The 16,877-nt window shown below is 65.9% G+C and carries 6 protein-coding genes; 2 read left to right on the top strand and 4 right to left on the bottom strand.

Translation table 11 applies throughout. The annotated features are described in order from the left end of the window. The first annotated feature begins 106 nt into the window (after positions 1-106). Both AXK61_RS01665 and ilvA read left to right on the top strand, forming a co-directional pair. Entirely contained in the window at positions 107-541 is a 435-nt protein-coding gene (locus tag AXK61_RS01665; RefSeq protein ID WP_082789169.1) for a hypothetical protein, read from the top strand. A gap of 48 nt (positions 542-589) precedes the next feature. Continuing rightward, a complete protein-coding gene (ilvA, locus tag AXK61_RS01660; protein WP_068743546.1) occupies positions 590-1,912 on the top strand; it encodes a threonine ammonia-lyase IlvA in 1,323 nt (440 codons plus the stop codon). 5 nt (positions 1,913-1,917) lie between these two features. Here the strand turns inward: ilvA and AXK61_RS24220 are convergent, their stop codons facing one another. The 4 genes from AXK61_RS24220 to AXK61_RS01640 are packed head-to-tail and all read right to left on the bottom strand — an operon-like array spanning position 1,918 to position 16,864. Continuing rightward, positions 1,918-3,657 carry an ATP-dependent nuclease gene (locus AXK61_RS24220; RefSeq protein ID WP_082789168.1) on the bottom strand — a complete coding sequence of 580 codons (1,740 nt, stop codon included), beginning with the start codon at positions 3,655-3,657 and terminating at the stop codon, positions 1,918-1,920. A gap of 9 nt (positions 3,658-3,666) precedes the next feature. Continuing rightward, positions 3,667-5,901 (bottom strand): 3'-5' exonuclease, encoded by a 2,235-nt coding sequence (locus tag AXK61_RS01650; protein WP_068743442.1) that lies wholly within the window; start codon positions 5,899-5,901, stop codon positions 3,667-3,669. Beyond that, complete coding sequence (locus AXK61_RS01645; protein ID WP_068743440.1) at positions 5,901-12,200, bottom strand: DEAD/DEAH box helicase; 6,300 nt, start codon at positions 12,198-12,200, stop codon at positions 5,901-5,903. Before AXK61_RS01645 ends, AXK61_RS01650 begins: the two co-directional genes overlap by 1 nt. Continuing rightward, positions 12,200-16,864 (bottom strand): DNA methyltransferase, encoded by a 4,665-nt coding sequence (locus tag AXK61_RS01640; protein WP_331710543.1) that lies wholly within the window; start codon positions 16,862-16,864, stop codon positions 12,200-12,202. The genes AXK61_RS01645 and AXK61_RS01640 overlap by 1 nt, the downstream gene beginning before the upstream one ends. Positions 16,865-16,877: the final 13 nt, after the last annotated feature.

The raw sequence follows: 16,877 nt of genomic DNA, 5'->3' as shown, positions 1-16,877 counted from the left end.
GGTAACCCTCCAGCACCTGGCCATGATGGCACGCGATCGCGTCGGGCGCCCCGGCCCCGCGCCGGAACCCGGGCTGGTTTGGTCCGTGATGGCTAACATCGAATGCATGCGCGTGATGGTGTGGCTGATCGTCCTTGCGGTCTTCTGCGGGGCGATGTGGGGCGCGTTTCTCGGGTGGGACCACGAGTACTACGAGGTCGACGGTGTGGCGCAGGGTCCGTACAGGCCCTGGCAGGTGATCGCGTGCGGTGCGGCGATCGTGCTGGCGTCGACGGTCGTGTTCCTCGTCCTCCGGCGGCTCTGGCTGCTCGTGGTGATTCCCGTGGTCGCGGTGATCGGATTCGCGGTGCCGTGGGCGTGGTGGGCGTCGCAGGACACCACCGGCCTGTGGCTGGCCGGGCTGTTCTTCCTGCTGGTGGGCGGCACGACCGGGCTGACGGGCTGGCTCGCGCTCGTGTTCGGCGCGGATCAGGCCGTGCGTGCCGTACGGCGGCGCGGACGGGCCTCGGACGGGGCGCGCGCGTCGAACCCGTGGGGCTGACCAGGGCGGGGTGCGGAGCGTCGCGGGGCGAGTGGGAAAATGGCCCGCATGTCTACGTCATCGATGTCCAGTGCCGCCGCCGACCTGACGGTGCACTCGATCATCGATGCCCGCGCGCGGCTCGCGGGGGTGGTCTCGATGAGTCCGCTGCAGCCGTGTGAGCGGCTGTCCGCGCTGACCGGAGCGAAGGTCTACCTCAAGCGCGAGGACCTGCAGGTGGTCCGCTCCTACAAGATCCGCGGCGCGTACAACCTCATGGCTCAGCTGACCGACGCCGAGAAGGCTGCGGGCGTGGTGGCGGCATCGGCCGGCAATCATGCCCAGGGCGTGGCGTTCGCGTGCCGGGCCATGGAGGTGCACGGCCGGATCTACGTGCCCACGACCACGCCGAAGCAGAAGCGGGACCGGATCCGCGCGCACGGCGGACGCTACGTGGAGCTGATCGCCACCGGCGAGACCTACGACGCCGCTGCAGGGGCTGCGTTGGAGGACGTCGCGGCCACGGGTGCCACCTGGGTGCACGCCTTCGACGATCCCCGCACCACGGCGGGTCAGGGCACCATCGGGGTCGAGCTCGTCGAGCAGCTCGGCGGCGTCGTCCCCGACGTGACCGTGATGCCCGTCGGCGGCGCAGGCTGCTTCGCCGGTGTCACCCGCTACCTCCGCTCGCAGTCGCCGACGGTGACCATCGTGGGCGCGGAGCCCGCCGGCGCACCGTCGTTGGCCCGGGCGATCGAGGCGGGCGGTCCGGTCGAGCTGGCCTCGATCGATCCGTTCGTCGACGGTGCCGCCGTCAAGAAGATCGGCCGGATCGGCTACGACGTCGCCGTCGCCGAGGGCGGCGCCGTCTGGCCCGCGCACGAGATCCGCGATGTCGCGGCGGGGGAGCTCGGCATCATCGAGGTGGACGAGGGCGCCATCTGCACGGCGATGCTGGACCTTTACCAGAACGAGGGTGTCATCGCCGAGCCCGCGGGCGCGCTGTCGGTGGCGGCGTTGGCGCAGTTGCGGTTCGAGCCCGGCGCGACCGTGGTGTGCCTGCTGTCCGGCGGCAACAACGACGTGTCGCGCTACAACGAGGTCATCGAGCGCTCGCTGGTGCACAAGGGCCTCAAGCACTACTTCCTCGTGGCCTTCCCGCAGGAGCCCGGTGCGCTGCGTCGGTTCCTCGACGAGGTGCTCGGTCCCGACGACGACATCACGCTGTTCGAGTACGTCAAGCGCAACAACCGCGATACCGGCGAGGCTCTCGTGGGCGTGGAGTTGGGGCGCGCCGGCGATCTCGGGGCGCTACTGGAGCGGATGAACGAGTCACGGCTGCACTGCGAGCGGCTCGAGCCCGGGTCGCCGGCGTACCGCTACTTGACATAGTTTAGTCAGTTTCCGTGAGCATTCCATATGACATCGCGCAACGATGTCATAAGGATGTGGGAGTCCGAGGTCAGCAGTGGGTGAGACGAATTTCTGATCCCATCGGCGATCGCAGTTTTTGCTTTGACCTCAATTTCGTGATCTGAATATGCAATTCCCAGAGTTTTTGAAGTTCGAATCAGTATCTCGGACCATTTCTTGCGGTCGTTGAGGAAGTTGGCGATATGGAATTTCCGCCCGAATGTTTCGTTCAGTATGGGTTCATATGAATGGAGCGAGAGAAGATTCTCCATCTCGGAATTCCGACGATCTGGAAGATGGAGCAGGAAAACGCATTCCGCTGCAAGTGTGTGATCTTCGATAATTCTCGCCGCTTCTTCTCGGCCGGCATCATCGTCGTCCAGGACAACTATGATGCGGCAAGCGGTAGACTTTTCGAGAGCGATTGAACGGCGCGCCTTTCCGGCGCCAGTAATGCCTTTGAAGACAACGCGATTCGAATCGATATCACTCGAGCATGTTGGATCAACCTCGCGGAGCAATTCAGGGAGGACCTTCGCGTCCGTATGTCCCTCTGTTAGAACGACCACTTCTGCAGATGATAGGTTATCTTGTAGTTGTACGCCGAGGGCGTCGCGGATGTTGGGAACGGATGTCGCGGAGCGTGCCTCGTTGTCGCGAACAAGAATGTTTGACGCTGGACGATCTCGATTCACAAATATTGGGTTGTGAGAAGCAACAATCACCTGCTGAGTTGCTGAAAGTTGAACAAAGAGTTCTTGAAGTTGGTGCACCGCGCTCGAATGCAGATGAGCCTCGGGCTCATCTACTGCCAGAATGAAGCTGTGGCCCGATTCGCGTCGCGCGGCGAATTCCTGGATCAACGCCAAAGTGACGAGGCTTTTGACACCGTCTCCCTTGCTGGTGACCGACGTGAGGGAGCCGTCTTCGATTAGAACGTCCTCGATTGCTTCCGAGCTGGCATAATCTCGTGGAAGTATTTCGATATGATTGACGCGGGGAAGATAGCGTTGAATCGCGGTCAGGAGATCTTCGGAAACCCCGTTCACCGCCTGCGCTCGCAGAGCGTTCAGCTGGCTGATCAAGGTTTGATACTGCTTCGACTGCGCAAGTTCAAACATTTGTAGTCGGACGAGGTCGTTGATCAGTTGACGAGCGTGATCGACGGTTCGGATCGCGGGGATTGACACGATGCTAATTCGGGTCGAGATGAATTTCGCGATCTCTTGGGCTTTTGCTTGATGTGTGGCGGCTCCGGGGCCCTGCTTCTTGATGCCTAGCGATGCTGAACGCTTGCGCAGGGTCAACTCCACCGGCAGTTGACCGTTGTTGGATATTCCGGTGATTTTCGCAAACTCTGTTCGCTCGTTCTCCGTGAGGCTGAAGGTAAGTCGCAGCACCGTGGGGGGTATCCGGTTGCGCTCCTGTTTTGCTCTGGGGTAGTCGTCAGACCATTTGAATGCGATGCCATCTTCGCGATTTCTTCCGCTCCGGCTTCTAAATAGTGACACCGCATCTATGCCGACGATTTCTTTCTGTTTCGTGAGTCTGTCAGGTAGATTTCCCCAACGCTCAATCAATGTCATGCCGAGCGCAAGTGCGCGAAGGAGGTTTGACTTCCCTTCGTTGTTTGGGCCCACGAGGGTGGTTAGATCGTCAACCTTGAATCGAGTCAGCCTCTCGATCGATCGATAGTTCTGAACGGTCACTTCGGCAATCTTCATATTGCACCCTTACAGTTCGTACGAATCAAGGAGCGTGCTGCGTTCGCCCGTCCACATCACGACCAGCTGGTCGCGGGCGCGGGTGGCGGCGACGTAGAGCAGGGAGCGTTCGCGCTGGAGGGCGTCCTCACGGTCTCCCTCGGGGAGCGCGTCGATGACGTACTTGCGCGGGACGTTCGCGGCACCGACACCGACGAGAATCGCGCGGCTGAACTCCATCCCCTTGCTGCGATGCATCGTCATCACCTGGGGCAGGCCGGCGCGACCACCGGCGTCGCGATCGACGAAGGAGACGCGCAGATCGTGCTCGCCGAGCGCGCGGACAAGGCCTTCAGCCTCCTTGCGGGTGGCCACGAGAAGACCGATCGACTCCGGCGAAACCTTCGAGTCGGAGAGCCACGCGGAAACGGTCTCCGCTACATGCCGGTACTCCTCGGCGAGCGAGTCGACGGCGATCAGCTCCGGCGCTGGGCCGGTTCGCGCGGATCGGTACTGCTCGATGGAGTCGACCTCGCCGGTGATGTCGGTGAAGTCCTGCCCTTCGAGGATTCCGAGCGCGAACCGGAGGTTCTGTTCGGTGGTGCGGTAGTTCAGCGTCAGGCGCGCCGAGGCCCGACCGCGGATGTTGATCCCGAAATGGCTGAGGACCAGCTTCTGGCCGTAGATACGTTGGTGTCCGTCCTCGGCGATGAACAAGTCGTTCGGCCCCGCCGCCACCAATGCACGCAGCAACTGGAACCGCACCGGGGTGAGGTCCTGCCCCTCGTCGACGAGGACATGATCTGCGAGAGGCGTACTGGCGGACAGGATCCGGGCTGCGATCGCCGCCTTCTCCTCGTAGTCGACGCTCGCCTCGGCCGCTGCAGCGGCCCGGTAGGCGGAGATGATGTGCCAGACGCCTTGACGTCGGGCACGGTTGAGCGAGACTCCGCGCCCCGGCCGTCGGACGCGCAGGTACTCGTTCTCGGTCGTGATTCCGTTGGGAAGTACCACCATCGCGTACTCGGCTTCGAGGAAGCCGGCCGTCGTGAGATCTGGAGGGAGTCCGCCGCCGGCTTGGTCGGCGGCCGCCTGCCACCGTCCGGCGCGCGTCGACCTGAGTTGCGCGGTGCGGGGACCGAGAACCTCGACAACGGGGCCGGGGGCGCCGTCGTGCCCGCCGAGATCGCCGGCGTTAGCAACCACGCGATGTGCGATCTGGTCGACACTGCCGATGTAGACCCCGGGTGCGCCGAGTTCGTCCGCGAATGCGATCTGAGGGTCGAGCAAGCGGATCTGGTCCTGCAGGCTCTCCGCGAGGGTGCGGTTGAACGTGGTGAGAACGATTCGCGCCTGCGGGTTCCGACGCCACAGCTCGCGGGCGCGGTGGATGAGCACGACGGTCTTCCCGGTTCCGGCCCCGCCGGTGATGCGGGCCGATCCCGTGAAGTTCCTGGTGGTCAACGCACGCTGTTCGGGGTGCAGGAACACCCGCCACGCGTTGAAGCTCGCATCCTCGATGGCCTTTCGGAGTTCTTCGTCGTCCTCGACGAAGGCGAACTCCATTTGGGCGGCAGGATGCTGCAGAGCTTCCAGGAGCTTGTCGTCGTCGGTGCCGTCGGCGGGAGCATTTCGGTCGAGACCGTAGCGTTCGCGGACCTCCGAGACGCTCTCGCCAGTGAACAGGTCTAGGAGCGCGTGTCCTTGCCACGTTGCCGGCGCGGATTCCGCGTACTCCAACAGCTCCGCCGAGTCGGTGAGATCGAGCGCCCCCTCGGCGAAGCCGGGGGCGAAGCCGAGGTCCGCGAGGTACTCGACGGTGTACTCCCGGTCCCGGAGAGACCTGGCCCTGGAATCGGTAGCCGGCTCAGGTTGCAGTTCGGGCGTCGGGCGGGGCGCGATCTTGGGGGACCGTTCGGTGGTGGCTTCCGGCCCGCCGACGGCGATGAGCTCCGCGATGCCGTTGCGCGGATTGATGTCCATCCGGAACTTCTGGGCGACCGCGATGGCCTCGTCGTGCGGGTACGTGCCTGCGAAGACGTACGCCGCCTCGTTCCCGCTGCCCTGGATCTTGAACAGGACCGCGCGGTTGCTGATGTCGACACGCCCCGTCCGAACCCGCGAGTCGGCGGAGTTGTTGATCGGCTCGATGTGCAGTCCGGGAGCCTCATCGCTCTTCGTCAGCTTCTGCAAGAAGGCATAGGTGGCCTTCTGGAGACTGCCGTCGATCTTGTTCAAGCCGGGGCCGAGAATGATCTGGGGCATCAGGCACCTTTCGCGGTCAAGGTTGTTCGGACGGTGTCGAGGTCAGCGGGAGTCACTGTCCAGCCGGCTGCGCCGAGGTCCGCTCGGTCCTCGTCCGAGAGGTCGATGTCGAGCGCGACCCGCACGCTCGGCCAGGAGATCTCAAGAGGAATGCCGCCATCGGCCTCGTCTCCGACAGCGGGTACCGGAACGCCGGCGGCGGCCAGCGCTAGCACCAAGTCTTTCTCGATCGTCGACTCGTACGCCTCGAGCCACGGTCCCGTGAGCTCGGCGGACGGAGCGGCGGGGGTGATCGGGTACTGACCCGTCGCGAAAGATCCGGTCGCGCCGGTCTTCCCGATGTGCCGACGTGTAGTGACGTCGGCGCCGAGGCTCCGGAAGTTGAGCAGGTTCGACCAGTGCAGCCACTCCCGCCAGGAGTCCTTCCGATCACTGGAGAGCGCATCATTCGAATCGTTGAGCACGAGTGCGACATCGGAGACATCGATTCCACCCGCGCCGGACCGCAGTCGCATCGACAGCGCCAGGTCGGTCGTGGAACCGACGACGAGGTCGCCGCTCTTCGACGATCCGGCGATCTCGCCGGTCAAAGCCTCAAGAGCCGCCTCCACCGCAGAGGTGTTCTCCGCGCGCATAGCCTGCGCTCCGAGGCTGTACACGGCGAGCATCGGAAGCCAGTGCGCGAGTTGCTTCCGTGCCGCATACGAGGGGTCCTGGACCCATGCGATGAGAAGGTCGAGTGCGTTCCCGAAGGCCAGATGCAGTGCGCTGCTGGAGAGGCCGTCGCCCGCCGCCTTGAGTACCTTCGGCTTCGCCTGCTCTCGGAAGGTCCGTGGCTGCAGGACCTCTCCGTCCACGTCGTCACGGGTCACCGCGATCACCTGGTACCCGCCGTCGCGCAGGTTACGGCGCTTCTCCGCGTCGTCGGCCACGCGGTTGTGCGTCGAGCTGGCATGGAAGAACCAGCCGTCGGTGAAGATCGCGGTCGGCGGCACTCCGGCCCGGGCGGAGGTGAGCACGAAGTCGGGCTTGCTGCCCAGGACGTTCTCCTGCGGTTGCAGGGTCCACCGGTTCAACGGGCCGAGAGCGATGTTCCAGACCACGCCCCGATCGGTGGGCTTCTCGGCGATGGTGGCGCCCAGCTTCTCCAGGCGATCACGGAACGCCACGCGGAACCTCTTCTCGAGGTCGGACTCGCCATCATCGATCAGCGGCTCGTCCTCGGTTACGTGCCACGGCTTGGCTGCGGGAACGTCGGCGGAATCGTCGGGTCCGTGTTCGCGTCCGGTCAGCAGGGTCGTGAGGTGCCGCTCGGCGGCGGTGCGTGAGGTGTATCGGATGTCGGGCAGGGCGGCGAACGGGAGCAGGCAGCGATCGCAGGCGAGCTTGCCGTCGGCGCCGCAGTCGCAGTTCCGCACCACGTCCCAGGCGCGATGCAGCAGGTCCCAGACCGCGTCGGGACCGGCGAGGTCGGCGAGGTAGCCGGTGCCGCCGGGAACGGTGTCGTGGAGCAGTAGGGCGGGCCGTTCGGTGTCCTCGCCCGACGGCTCGACGATCGACGTCACGTGCAGGTGATCGGGTGCGCCTCCCAGACGCTCTCGAAGACCCAGGAGGAGAGCAGCAGCCAAGGACGGTACGGCGAACGAGTCGCCGAGGGTGATCGTGACCGGGAGGCGGATGACGAGGCCCTCGGTGGTCATGGTCCGGGCGAGCGCGACGGAAACGGAGTCCTCGTCGAGCTCGGATCGCAGGGGGCACCACGGGCGGTGCTCCGCCGGACGATTCGTGCGAGATGAGCGATCGAGCTTCCCGCACTCCCGGCATACGCGGAACAGCGAGGACTCGACGTCGAAGCCGGCGATCAGGCGCGAGTTCCCCGCGCTCATCGCGGTCCCCATGTTCAGCCACCGCATCCGAAGCCGCCGCACGTGCGTCACGCCCAAGCCGAGTCCGTCGACGAACCATCGCGAATTGATCTCCGCAGGATCGATGTCGGCAGCGGTGACCACCGTGTAGAACTGCCGGGCACGCTCGTCGTGAGCGTCGCCGATCGCAGCCTCCTCCCGGCGGATGACCGAGGAGACGTTCTTCATCTCGACCACCGGCAACCGCTGACCGGCATCGCCGATGGTCTTCGACGCACACCGTGGACACGTCGACGGTGCCTTCTGCCCGGCGTCCTGTGACAGGTCCTCGATGTACCCGCACCGTGCGCAGCACGCCCAGTCGTGCACGTCCTCGCTCTCGAGCCCGAGGTCGACAGCGTCGATCTGGATCTCGAAGCCGTTGGCATAGAACGTGGATCCGGGGGCGAAGTCCCGCAGGGCCTGGGCGGAGCCGCGACCGAGCTCGAAATCGTCCGTCTCGAACTGGTCGGATTCGGGATCGCGCCAGTTCACGGAGACCGACAGCGTGACGGTGTCGTCGAGCAGCGTGTAGTTGGGGAACAGCCCGAAGGTCTCCAAGGCGCTGATCCAGAATTCGGCGTTGAGGTTGCTGAGCTGCTTGCCGATGAGACGGATCGTCGCCTCAGCCGTGCGCTGCTCGGCGACGTCCTCTGAGGTGCTCGCCGGCGATGCCGCCTTGGCCTGAAGGTCGGGCAGCAACTTCTGCACGGCGGCGAGCCGGTTCTGCAGGAGCTCGATGCGCTTGTTCCACTCGAATGATGCGCGGTGGCACCGTTTGGCCAGCGGGCTCGTGCCCGGTCCGTCCGACGGTGCCGGGAAGCGCCGGAGCCGCTCGACGACGTCATCGCCGAGCGGCGGGAAGGCCGCGATGAACTCGTCCACCAGTTCGCCCGCGCGGGTCTCGGCCTCCGTGATGAGGTGCCCGAGGTAGGTGTTCGGCTTCGTCGAGCGGAGCGCGTCCGGGGTGGTCCTCGGGTGCGGCGTATCGGGGCGGCGGGCGAGGATGTCGGCCACGGACGCGGTGAACTGCCGCCGCAGGATCTCCTCCGCGTCGAGGTAGGTAGCCGGCGGCCGCACCGAGCCGTTGATCGTCTCGTCGGGACGGGTGAACCGGGGAAGCTGATCGCCCCTCGCCGTCACGTACGCGAGCGCGAGGGCGTTGCCGGTCAGGCGGCCCGCACGTCCGACGCGCTGCAGATAGGAGGCGACGGTTCGAGGCAGGGAGGACAGCATGACGGCGGAGAGGTCGCCGATGTCGATGCCCATCTCCAAGGTCGGCGTTGCGACGAGGACATTCGGTGCGTCCGGCGGGGGATCGGCCATCTTGAACCGGTCCTCGTACTCGAGTCGCTTCTCGTCGGGCAGGAGACTGGTGTGTTCGCGCGCGACGACCCGGCGAATGTCGGTGGCGGCGTACATGTGCCGGTAGAAATTGTCGTCGATGTGATGCTGCTGGAGGGTGCCGTCACACCGCAGGACGAGGCACGGAGCGCCGCGCATCGCGTCGACGACCTCAGGGGAGGTGTACAGCGGCGCCCGGCAGGTCGTGCAGAGCAGGGAGACGACGTTCCCGGCCAGCTCGGCCGGCGAAACCAGCCGGGCGACGACGGACGTCGGTGGCAGGTCGAAGGTGTGCGCGCCGCTCTGCGACGTGATCCGTCCGAGAACGTCGCGATGGTGTAGTCGCTCGAACAGGAGGCGGGCGAGCGCGCCGCCCTCGATCGCGGTGAGGCCGAGCGCTTTCGCGGTCCAGTTCGCGTACCAACCGCGGGGCGAGGCGATCGGTTCGAGGTCGGTGTCCTTGACCTTCCCCGTCACGGGGAACGCGGGGGCCGACGAGCCGCGGCCGAAGCCCGGCATCCCCTCGCCGCGCTTGCGGCCGCCGGTGATCCACCATCGGTTCCCGTCCTCCTCGCGGTAGCGGACGAACCACGGATGTCCGATGGCGCCGCGCTGGCGCATGTGGATCAGCACTCCCTGCACCCAGCGATGAACGTCGTCGTCGGACGGCAGGTCGAGAGTGATCTGCACGTCCGGGGAGTCGAGCACTTCCCGGGCGATGGAGAGCAGCTTCACGGCGGGGACATCGACGTAGGTGAGTGCGGTTCCGGTGCGTTCGAGGGTGCGGCCGACTCCGGAACGGAGCCCCAGCTCCAGCGACGTGTCCAGCAGGAGCCGGTGGGTCACGGCGCTGCGCATCTTCGGGGGCACGCGGCTCGCGTGCTTCGCCGTCCAGAACTTGGCGAAGTCGCTGCGCTCGGCCAGTTCCGGCGGGAGCAGGCGGTACCGGGCGGCCTGATCGTCGCCGGCGAGCGCGAGCACACGGTGGGTGAGCGCGTCGAGGTCGGAGGCACCGTCGGACAACGCTTGCCGGATGAGTGTGCGCAGGGTGAGTGCGTGCGAGCGGGCCTGCACGAACCCCGCTCGGTGCGCGGCGTCCTGGACGCTGTCGGTGAACACGAGGGCGCGCTTCTCGCGGCCATCGAGCTGGGGTGTGCCGAACAGTGTGGACAGCGAGACGGACAGCATCGTCGCGATGGCGGAGCCTAGGAAGCGGATGCCCTCGGGCTGCCGGCAGGACGGGCACACGTCTTTGGTCGAGTCGCTGCCGGCGTCGTCGCCCATGTTCATCAGGACCGGCAGTGCCAGCCCCTCGGCGATGTGCAGCTCGGACGGGCGCTGATAAGCGATCCGACGTTCCTCGACCATCAGCCAGGCGAGGCCCGCGTCATCCTGTGGCGTGGCGACGGTTTCGGCGTCCAGGGCCTCTTGTGGGGCGTGGATCAGCGCGCGGAAGCGGTCGTCGTGGTTCATCGCGCGGCGGCGGATCGTGGTGTCGTCGGCGTCGAGATCGGCGCCGGTGGGCGCCAGGGTGATTCCCCACCCGGAGCGGTTGCAGTGCCGGCAGTAGACCGACGGCAGGTACGGAGCCGGGAAGGCGTCTGCGGCATCCTGATCGACGACCACGCCGTCGTCGGCCCAGATGAAGTGCGGTGAACCGGAGAGGGCGCGATCCACGCGGGTGAGTTCACGGATCCACAAGTGAACCTCGACCGAGGCAGCGGATCGTCCGACTGTGGCACGGACGTGGCTCAGGGCGGTCAGCAATCCGCCGACGGTGCCGGGACCGCCGAGGGATTCGACCGTTACCGCCGACGTGGTGCGGCCGACGAGCTCGTGGACGATCGGGTGGGCGCGGAGCAGGTCGAGCAGGAGCGATTCGTTGGCGTCCGTCGCGCGCGCGATCGCCGACGGTGCCTTCGCGTACAGGGTGCCGAGCACGACAGTCGTTGCCTTGACCGGGTCGTCCTCCGGGACGGCGACCGCGGCGAGTGTGCTCGCGTCCACGTCTTGCGGTGTGAATCCTGATGCTGCGACGCGGGATCTGGAGCCGGCCGACCATTCCTCGATGGTAAGGCGCGACTCGGTGACCACGGCTTCAGCGGTGAACTCGTCGCCGAAGACGGTGTGCGCGAACTCGAGCATGGTCGTCGGATCGTTGCCGTCGCCCAGGGTGGCGGAGGTGGCGACCGGCGTGATGCGGCCGAGCGGGCGGGCGCGGTCGGCGTCGGTGATGCCGGGTTCGTCGGCGGTCCAGTAGCTCTTGAGGGTCTGGCCGAGGCGACGCAGGAGCATGGAGACGTCGGTGCCCTGGGCACCGTCGTAGGTGTGGAATTCGTCGAGGACGAGGTACTGGAGGCTGGTGGCGCTCTGCTTCCAGATCGCCGCGTCGGACGGGCGGAGTAGCAGCTGGTCGAGCATCTTGTAGTTGGTGAGCAGGATGTCCGGCGCGGTGTCCCGGATGATGTCCCGGTCGGTGATCAGCCCGTCTTTGGTGACGCGGCTGCGCTTCGGGCCGGCCTCGCCGGTGTAGATGGCGGCGGTGATGCCGCCCAGCGCCGCGTTCGAGGTGAGGAACTCGGTGAGGCGCGAGGCCTGATCGTTCGCGAGGGCGTTCATCGGGTAGAGGATGAGCGCTTTGGTCCCGGTCTGGCCGCCCCGTTTCGCGCGCTGGACGTGATCGAGGATCGGGTAGAGGAAGGTCTCGGTCTTGCCCGATCCGGTGCCCGTGGTGACGAGGGTCGGCTGTGGGCGCGGCTTCTCGGGCCCGAGGTCGTAGCTCGACAGGCGCGCGAACGCCGCGGCCTGGTGGCCGTACGGCGTAAATCCTTCGTACCACTCCAGGCTCTCGCGCCAGCCGTCTGCGGCGGGCCGGAAGGGCAGGCGGGTGCGAATGTACGGTCCGCGGAACATGCCGGTGTCCGGGTTCTGCAGGAACGCGTCGAGCACCTGCTTGGCGTCCGGATCCGCGAGCGCAAACGTGGTGCCGAGGTAATCGAGCAGGCTGTCCTTGATCGTCTCGGCCTGCGCGAGCGGGAGCAGTTCCGCCATCAGAGCTCGCCCTTCTCCGCCAGACGGCGCTCGAACTCGGCGTACGCCTCCCGCATGTCCTTCTCGCGGTCCAGGAACTGGAACGGCAGCTCATAGGTGTACGTGTTGCCCGACGCGTTCGTCGCCGTGCGCTCTTCCTCAGTGAGGTCGTCGCCCTTCTTCCGCCAGCGGACCAGCACCTCCTGCGGCACCAGTCGGCCGTTCATGTCGTAGAGGTACTTGTTCCGGTCGTACCCGTAGAGCACAGGGAACTGCGTGCGGTAGACGGTGCACAGTTCGTCGGCAGTGATGCCGAGACCCAGGGCCACCAGTGCGTCGATCTCCACCAACGCCTGTCGACGGTCCGCCGCGATCCTTAGGGGAGTGTCCGGTGTCCACTCGGGTCCGACATTGTCGAGTGGCTTCCTCCGACGGTGTTCGAACCCGCCCGCCCAGCTACTCAGGATTCTTTTCGTGTCAAAGCATGAATTCCACAAGGGAGCGTACGCACCCGTAACGCAATTGAGTCGCAACGCGCGGAGGCTGAGCTCGTCCTGAATTGGTGTCCTATGCACAAAAGGTAGCCGCCGCGCGACGCCAGAGCGGATCGCCGACTTCGGAGCGGCGCGGACTGCAAAATCTGCCGTCAGCGATGACAGGGTTGCGATGATTGTAGCTAGGGTGAGCGGCGACAATTGCGGAACTGCGAGAGCGAATATTCCATCGACATGTGCGGCGCCCGGCGGGATGATTGCAGGTATGAGTGTGCGTTCGCCAGTGTTCGCAGCCATCACTCTCCATGCGGCACGGTAGCAGGATCGAGCCCGCACGAGATGCCCGATATAATCGGCGCCGACGACGCTCCATGACGTGTACTGCGCGTCGTAGACTTCGCGATTCCCGACCGGCTGGTATGCGGTCGCTGGGATCAGAGTTGCGTCGAGCGCCTCGAAATCGGTCGCTGACCAGTCTTGATTGTTGCGCATCGTCGTATTCGGCGTCTTGACCAGCGGCGTCGATACGGAGATGTGAGGGCCTTGCAATATTGCGTCGTCCCATGACGAGGGGATTCCCCATGCCGCATCAAAGCGCCCTTTCATGCGGTCGCTCTTCTCATGCCAACCAGCCGAGAACTGGAGCGGCAAACTGCCCATGCGGGGCGCGTCGGAAAGCGCGGATAGTACCTGCGCGACAGAATTATTCACCGTGTAAACCATGGGTGTACAGTCGGTCGATGCCCCTGAGTCGTCGAGAATCTCAGACCAGTCCTCGAGAGTAGATTCGGTCACGTTGACCAGGCGGCCTGCGTGTGGCCGCTGATCCCAGTCCCCTCTCGGGTCTTTGATTCCTGGCTCAGGTCCATCGCCATTATGGGAATACGAACGGAGGATGGTGTCGGGGTGATAGAGCGAAACTGCGTGCGCAAATCGAGGTTCACGTTCCAGTCCGTACACGTTGATCCCGTACGTCTTGTGGTCTTCGATTTCCTCGAATAGAAGTAGTTCATTGATAAACTGCCAATGGCGTCGTAGACGGCGGTAGGTGGCTCGCCGCAGTCCGCCAGCCTTCTCATCCGTGAAGTGAGACTCAAGGTGAATCAGCACGGACATGCCGCGAGGCGAAGAGCAGCGCCATACTTGTTCCATGAAGCAGCGGTAGAGGTCGGGTTGTAGCCCGGCAAGGTGGGGGAACATGCGGGCGTCGCCGACGAAGGCGGCGGTCGCGGCTATGTCGGCGGTGCCGTCAAGGACGAGGTCTTCGACGCCGGGCAGGGCCAGTGCCGCGGCGCGCTTCTCCTTGACCTGGGTCTGCGTCGGCTTGACCGCGAGTTGGAACCAGGGGTCGCCTTCGGCGAGGAGGGCGTCGACGTCGGAGCGGGGGCGGACCCAGGGCGGGTTGCCGACCTGCAGGTCGAAGCCGCCGCGGGCGAAGACGGGGGCGAAGTCGAGTTCCCAGTGGAAGAAGCCCTGGCGCTGCGCGATGCGCTCGGCGACCACAAGCCACGGGTGGGCGGCGAGGGCGCCTTCGACCGGTTTGGCCTGCGCGAACAGCAGGTCCGATTCCTCGGCATCGGTCAGCTCGGACCAGGTGGAGACGTCGTACAGGTTGCCCTGGCCGAACTTCTCGAACTTGCCGGACTTCGGAATGGTGCCGAGGAGGTCAGTGAGGGTGTCGATCCACTCGTCGAGGCTGGGCGGCTCGACGATCGCGCCGTTCACGGTGCGGTCACCGTCGGTCAGGGGCCAGAACCAGAGGGCGCACCAGGCGTCCATGACGCGTCGCAGCCGTCGGTAGGCGCCGTTCTGGTCGGCGAGCGAGTCCTCGATCTGCTCGCGCGAGACGGCGCCGCCGGTGGGGGTGAAGTTACGGCCCCAGAGCGGGATATCACGGCGGATCTCGGACTCGGCGATCTGTAGGCGCCGCAGAGCGAAGCCCCACAGAACGTCTGTGCGGATCGCCAGGTCACGGACGCGTCGGACTTGCGCCTGAGTCAGCTTCTTGCGGAAGGTCTTGCGCCAGTCCTTGAGCTTCGCTGTGGTCTCGGGGGCGAGGTTCTTCGCCTCCTTGGCGTCGACCGTCGAACCCCACCCGGTGGTTGGCAGCAGGAAGTGGTGCACGGCGTTGTGGTGGTTGGCGAGCCCATCGGTGAGCGGCACGTCGACGGGCGTCGCCTCCAGGTAGCCACGCTCCGTGACCTGGCCTGCGGGAATCACCGTGTGCCGGGCGCCGATCAGCGAGTTGCCGCGGCGCAGGTGCAGACCGAACCACGGGGCGGCAAGGCCGGGGCCCATGGTGTCGAGCCAGAGCGTGATCTCGGCGAACTCCACGGCGGTCGCGTTGAGGTCCACTCCGTAGACGTTGTGCAGCGCGATGTAGGACTTCACCCGCTGCAGTTCGACCGCGTAGTTCTCGGGATCGATCCGCTCGCGCAGCTCGTCCTGCTTGCGCTTGAGGTACTGCTCGGCCAGCTGCCGCACGGCCTCGATGGCGAACGCACCGGAGCCCATTGCGGGCTCGCAGACGCTGAGCTCGAGGATTTCGTCGGCCGTCGTCGTGGTGCCGTCTTGGTCGAGCAGTTCCTCGAGGGCCTGGCCCACGGTGAACCGGGTCAGCACCTCCGGCGTGTAGTAGGACGCGGACTGCTGGCGTTCGCGGCCAGCGAGCCGGAACACGAAGCTGCCGCGCGAATGGATGACGGGCTGCAGCTCGCCGTTCGCATCGGGGGCGCGCACGAAGTCCTTGGTGTCGATCGACTCGATCCGCGCCTCCGGCACGACCCACGAACCGTCCTTCGGATCACCGTGCTTGGCGACCTCGTACAGATCCTCATGGGCGAAGAATCCGGTGTAGCTCATCAGGCCCTCGTAGACCGCTCCGAGCTGGTTGATCCCCAGTTCGGCGTACGAGACGTAACCGCGCTCCTGGCCGCGCTTCTCCTTGGTTTGCAGTAGAAGCTGAAGTACCTTCTGTAGCTGCTCGTCGCCCAACTTCACGTCGGAGATGTGCGAAATGGCCTCGGGGCGGAACAGATCCGCGCGGAGCGGCTGGAAGACGAGGCCCTCCGCATACGCCTCCGGGTTGTCGGCGGCGCCGCCGTCGTGGCCACTGTCGACCAGCTCGAAGAGCACGCTGAGCGAGTCGTAGAAATAGGTGTTCGACTTCGCGACTTGATTCGTGATCGACACGGGCAGTAGCTCGCGCAGCCGGTCCAGGCTGTAGCCGCGCTCGTACGTCGGATCGCCCGCGGGTAGAACCCCCAGCTCGGGCGTCGCCTCCGCGTACAGGAGGAACAGCACACGGTAGAGGAAGCGCAGCGACTGGCCGGCCAGGACCTGCGCCTGATCGTCCGGAAGGGGAGGGAGACCCTGCGCCTTCCGCCGGGCCACCACTTCGTTGGCGATGATCTCGATGGAGAGGCGCACGCCCTCGCGGAGGTCCTTCGACACGCCGACGGTGTGCTTGACAGACTCGTCGAGAACCCCGGACCACCAGATGTCGCCGTCGGCATCCGGTGCGAGCGAATCGGCCTCGATACACGCGAGGGCACGGTCGATCTCGCCGCCGCGCTTGTCGTCGTTGCGGTCGCCGATCAGCTGCAAGTCGACGGCGAGGTACCGGCCCTCCAGCCAGCGCTCCCGCTCCGTGACCAGCGCCGTGCCACCCGCGAGCACGAGCGCGAACCGCGGACCGTCGTCGCTGACGAACAGGTGGGAGAGGAGTCGAGCGACCGAGCCGATCTCGTCGGAATCGGTGTGGAAGCCGCGCAGTAGCGTCTTCTCGTTCTTCGCGAGCAGGTCCTCGAGTTCGAGTCCGCCCTGCGCCTCGATGAGCACGAACGGTTCCGGGCCGGTGAGGCCGCGGGTGCGGAAGCCGATGACGGGTCCGGTCCCTTCGTCGGCGCCGCCGTATCGGCGCGACTCCCAGCGGACTCCGTTGTCGTAGCCGAGGATCGTGCGGAGGTCGCCGTACAGCTGGTCGAGCGTCTCGGCGTCGGCGGCCTCGGCGAGGCCGTTGAGCACGCCGCCAAGCCGGCCACGGGCCTCGGAGTACCGGGACCGCGCGGTGGAGGCACCGTCGGCCTTCGCCTCGTCCCACTGCTTGCGGCGCTCGAGGACCTTCGCCTGGAAGGACTGCGACTTGGCATCCGTGGTGAAGAAGTGCTCGCTGACGAACTCGTCGCCCACGATCAACGCGTCG

This window comes from Tsukamurella pseudospumae, assembly GCF_001575205.1.
Lineage (GTDB): Bacteria > Actinomycetota > Actinomycetes > Mycobacteriales > Mycobacteriaceae > Tsukamurella > Tsukamurella pseudospumae.
Note: the sequence above shows the minus strand (reverse complement) of the source record. Positions and strands in the feature narration are given on the sequence as shown.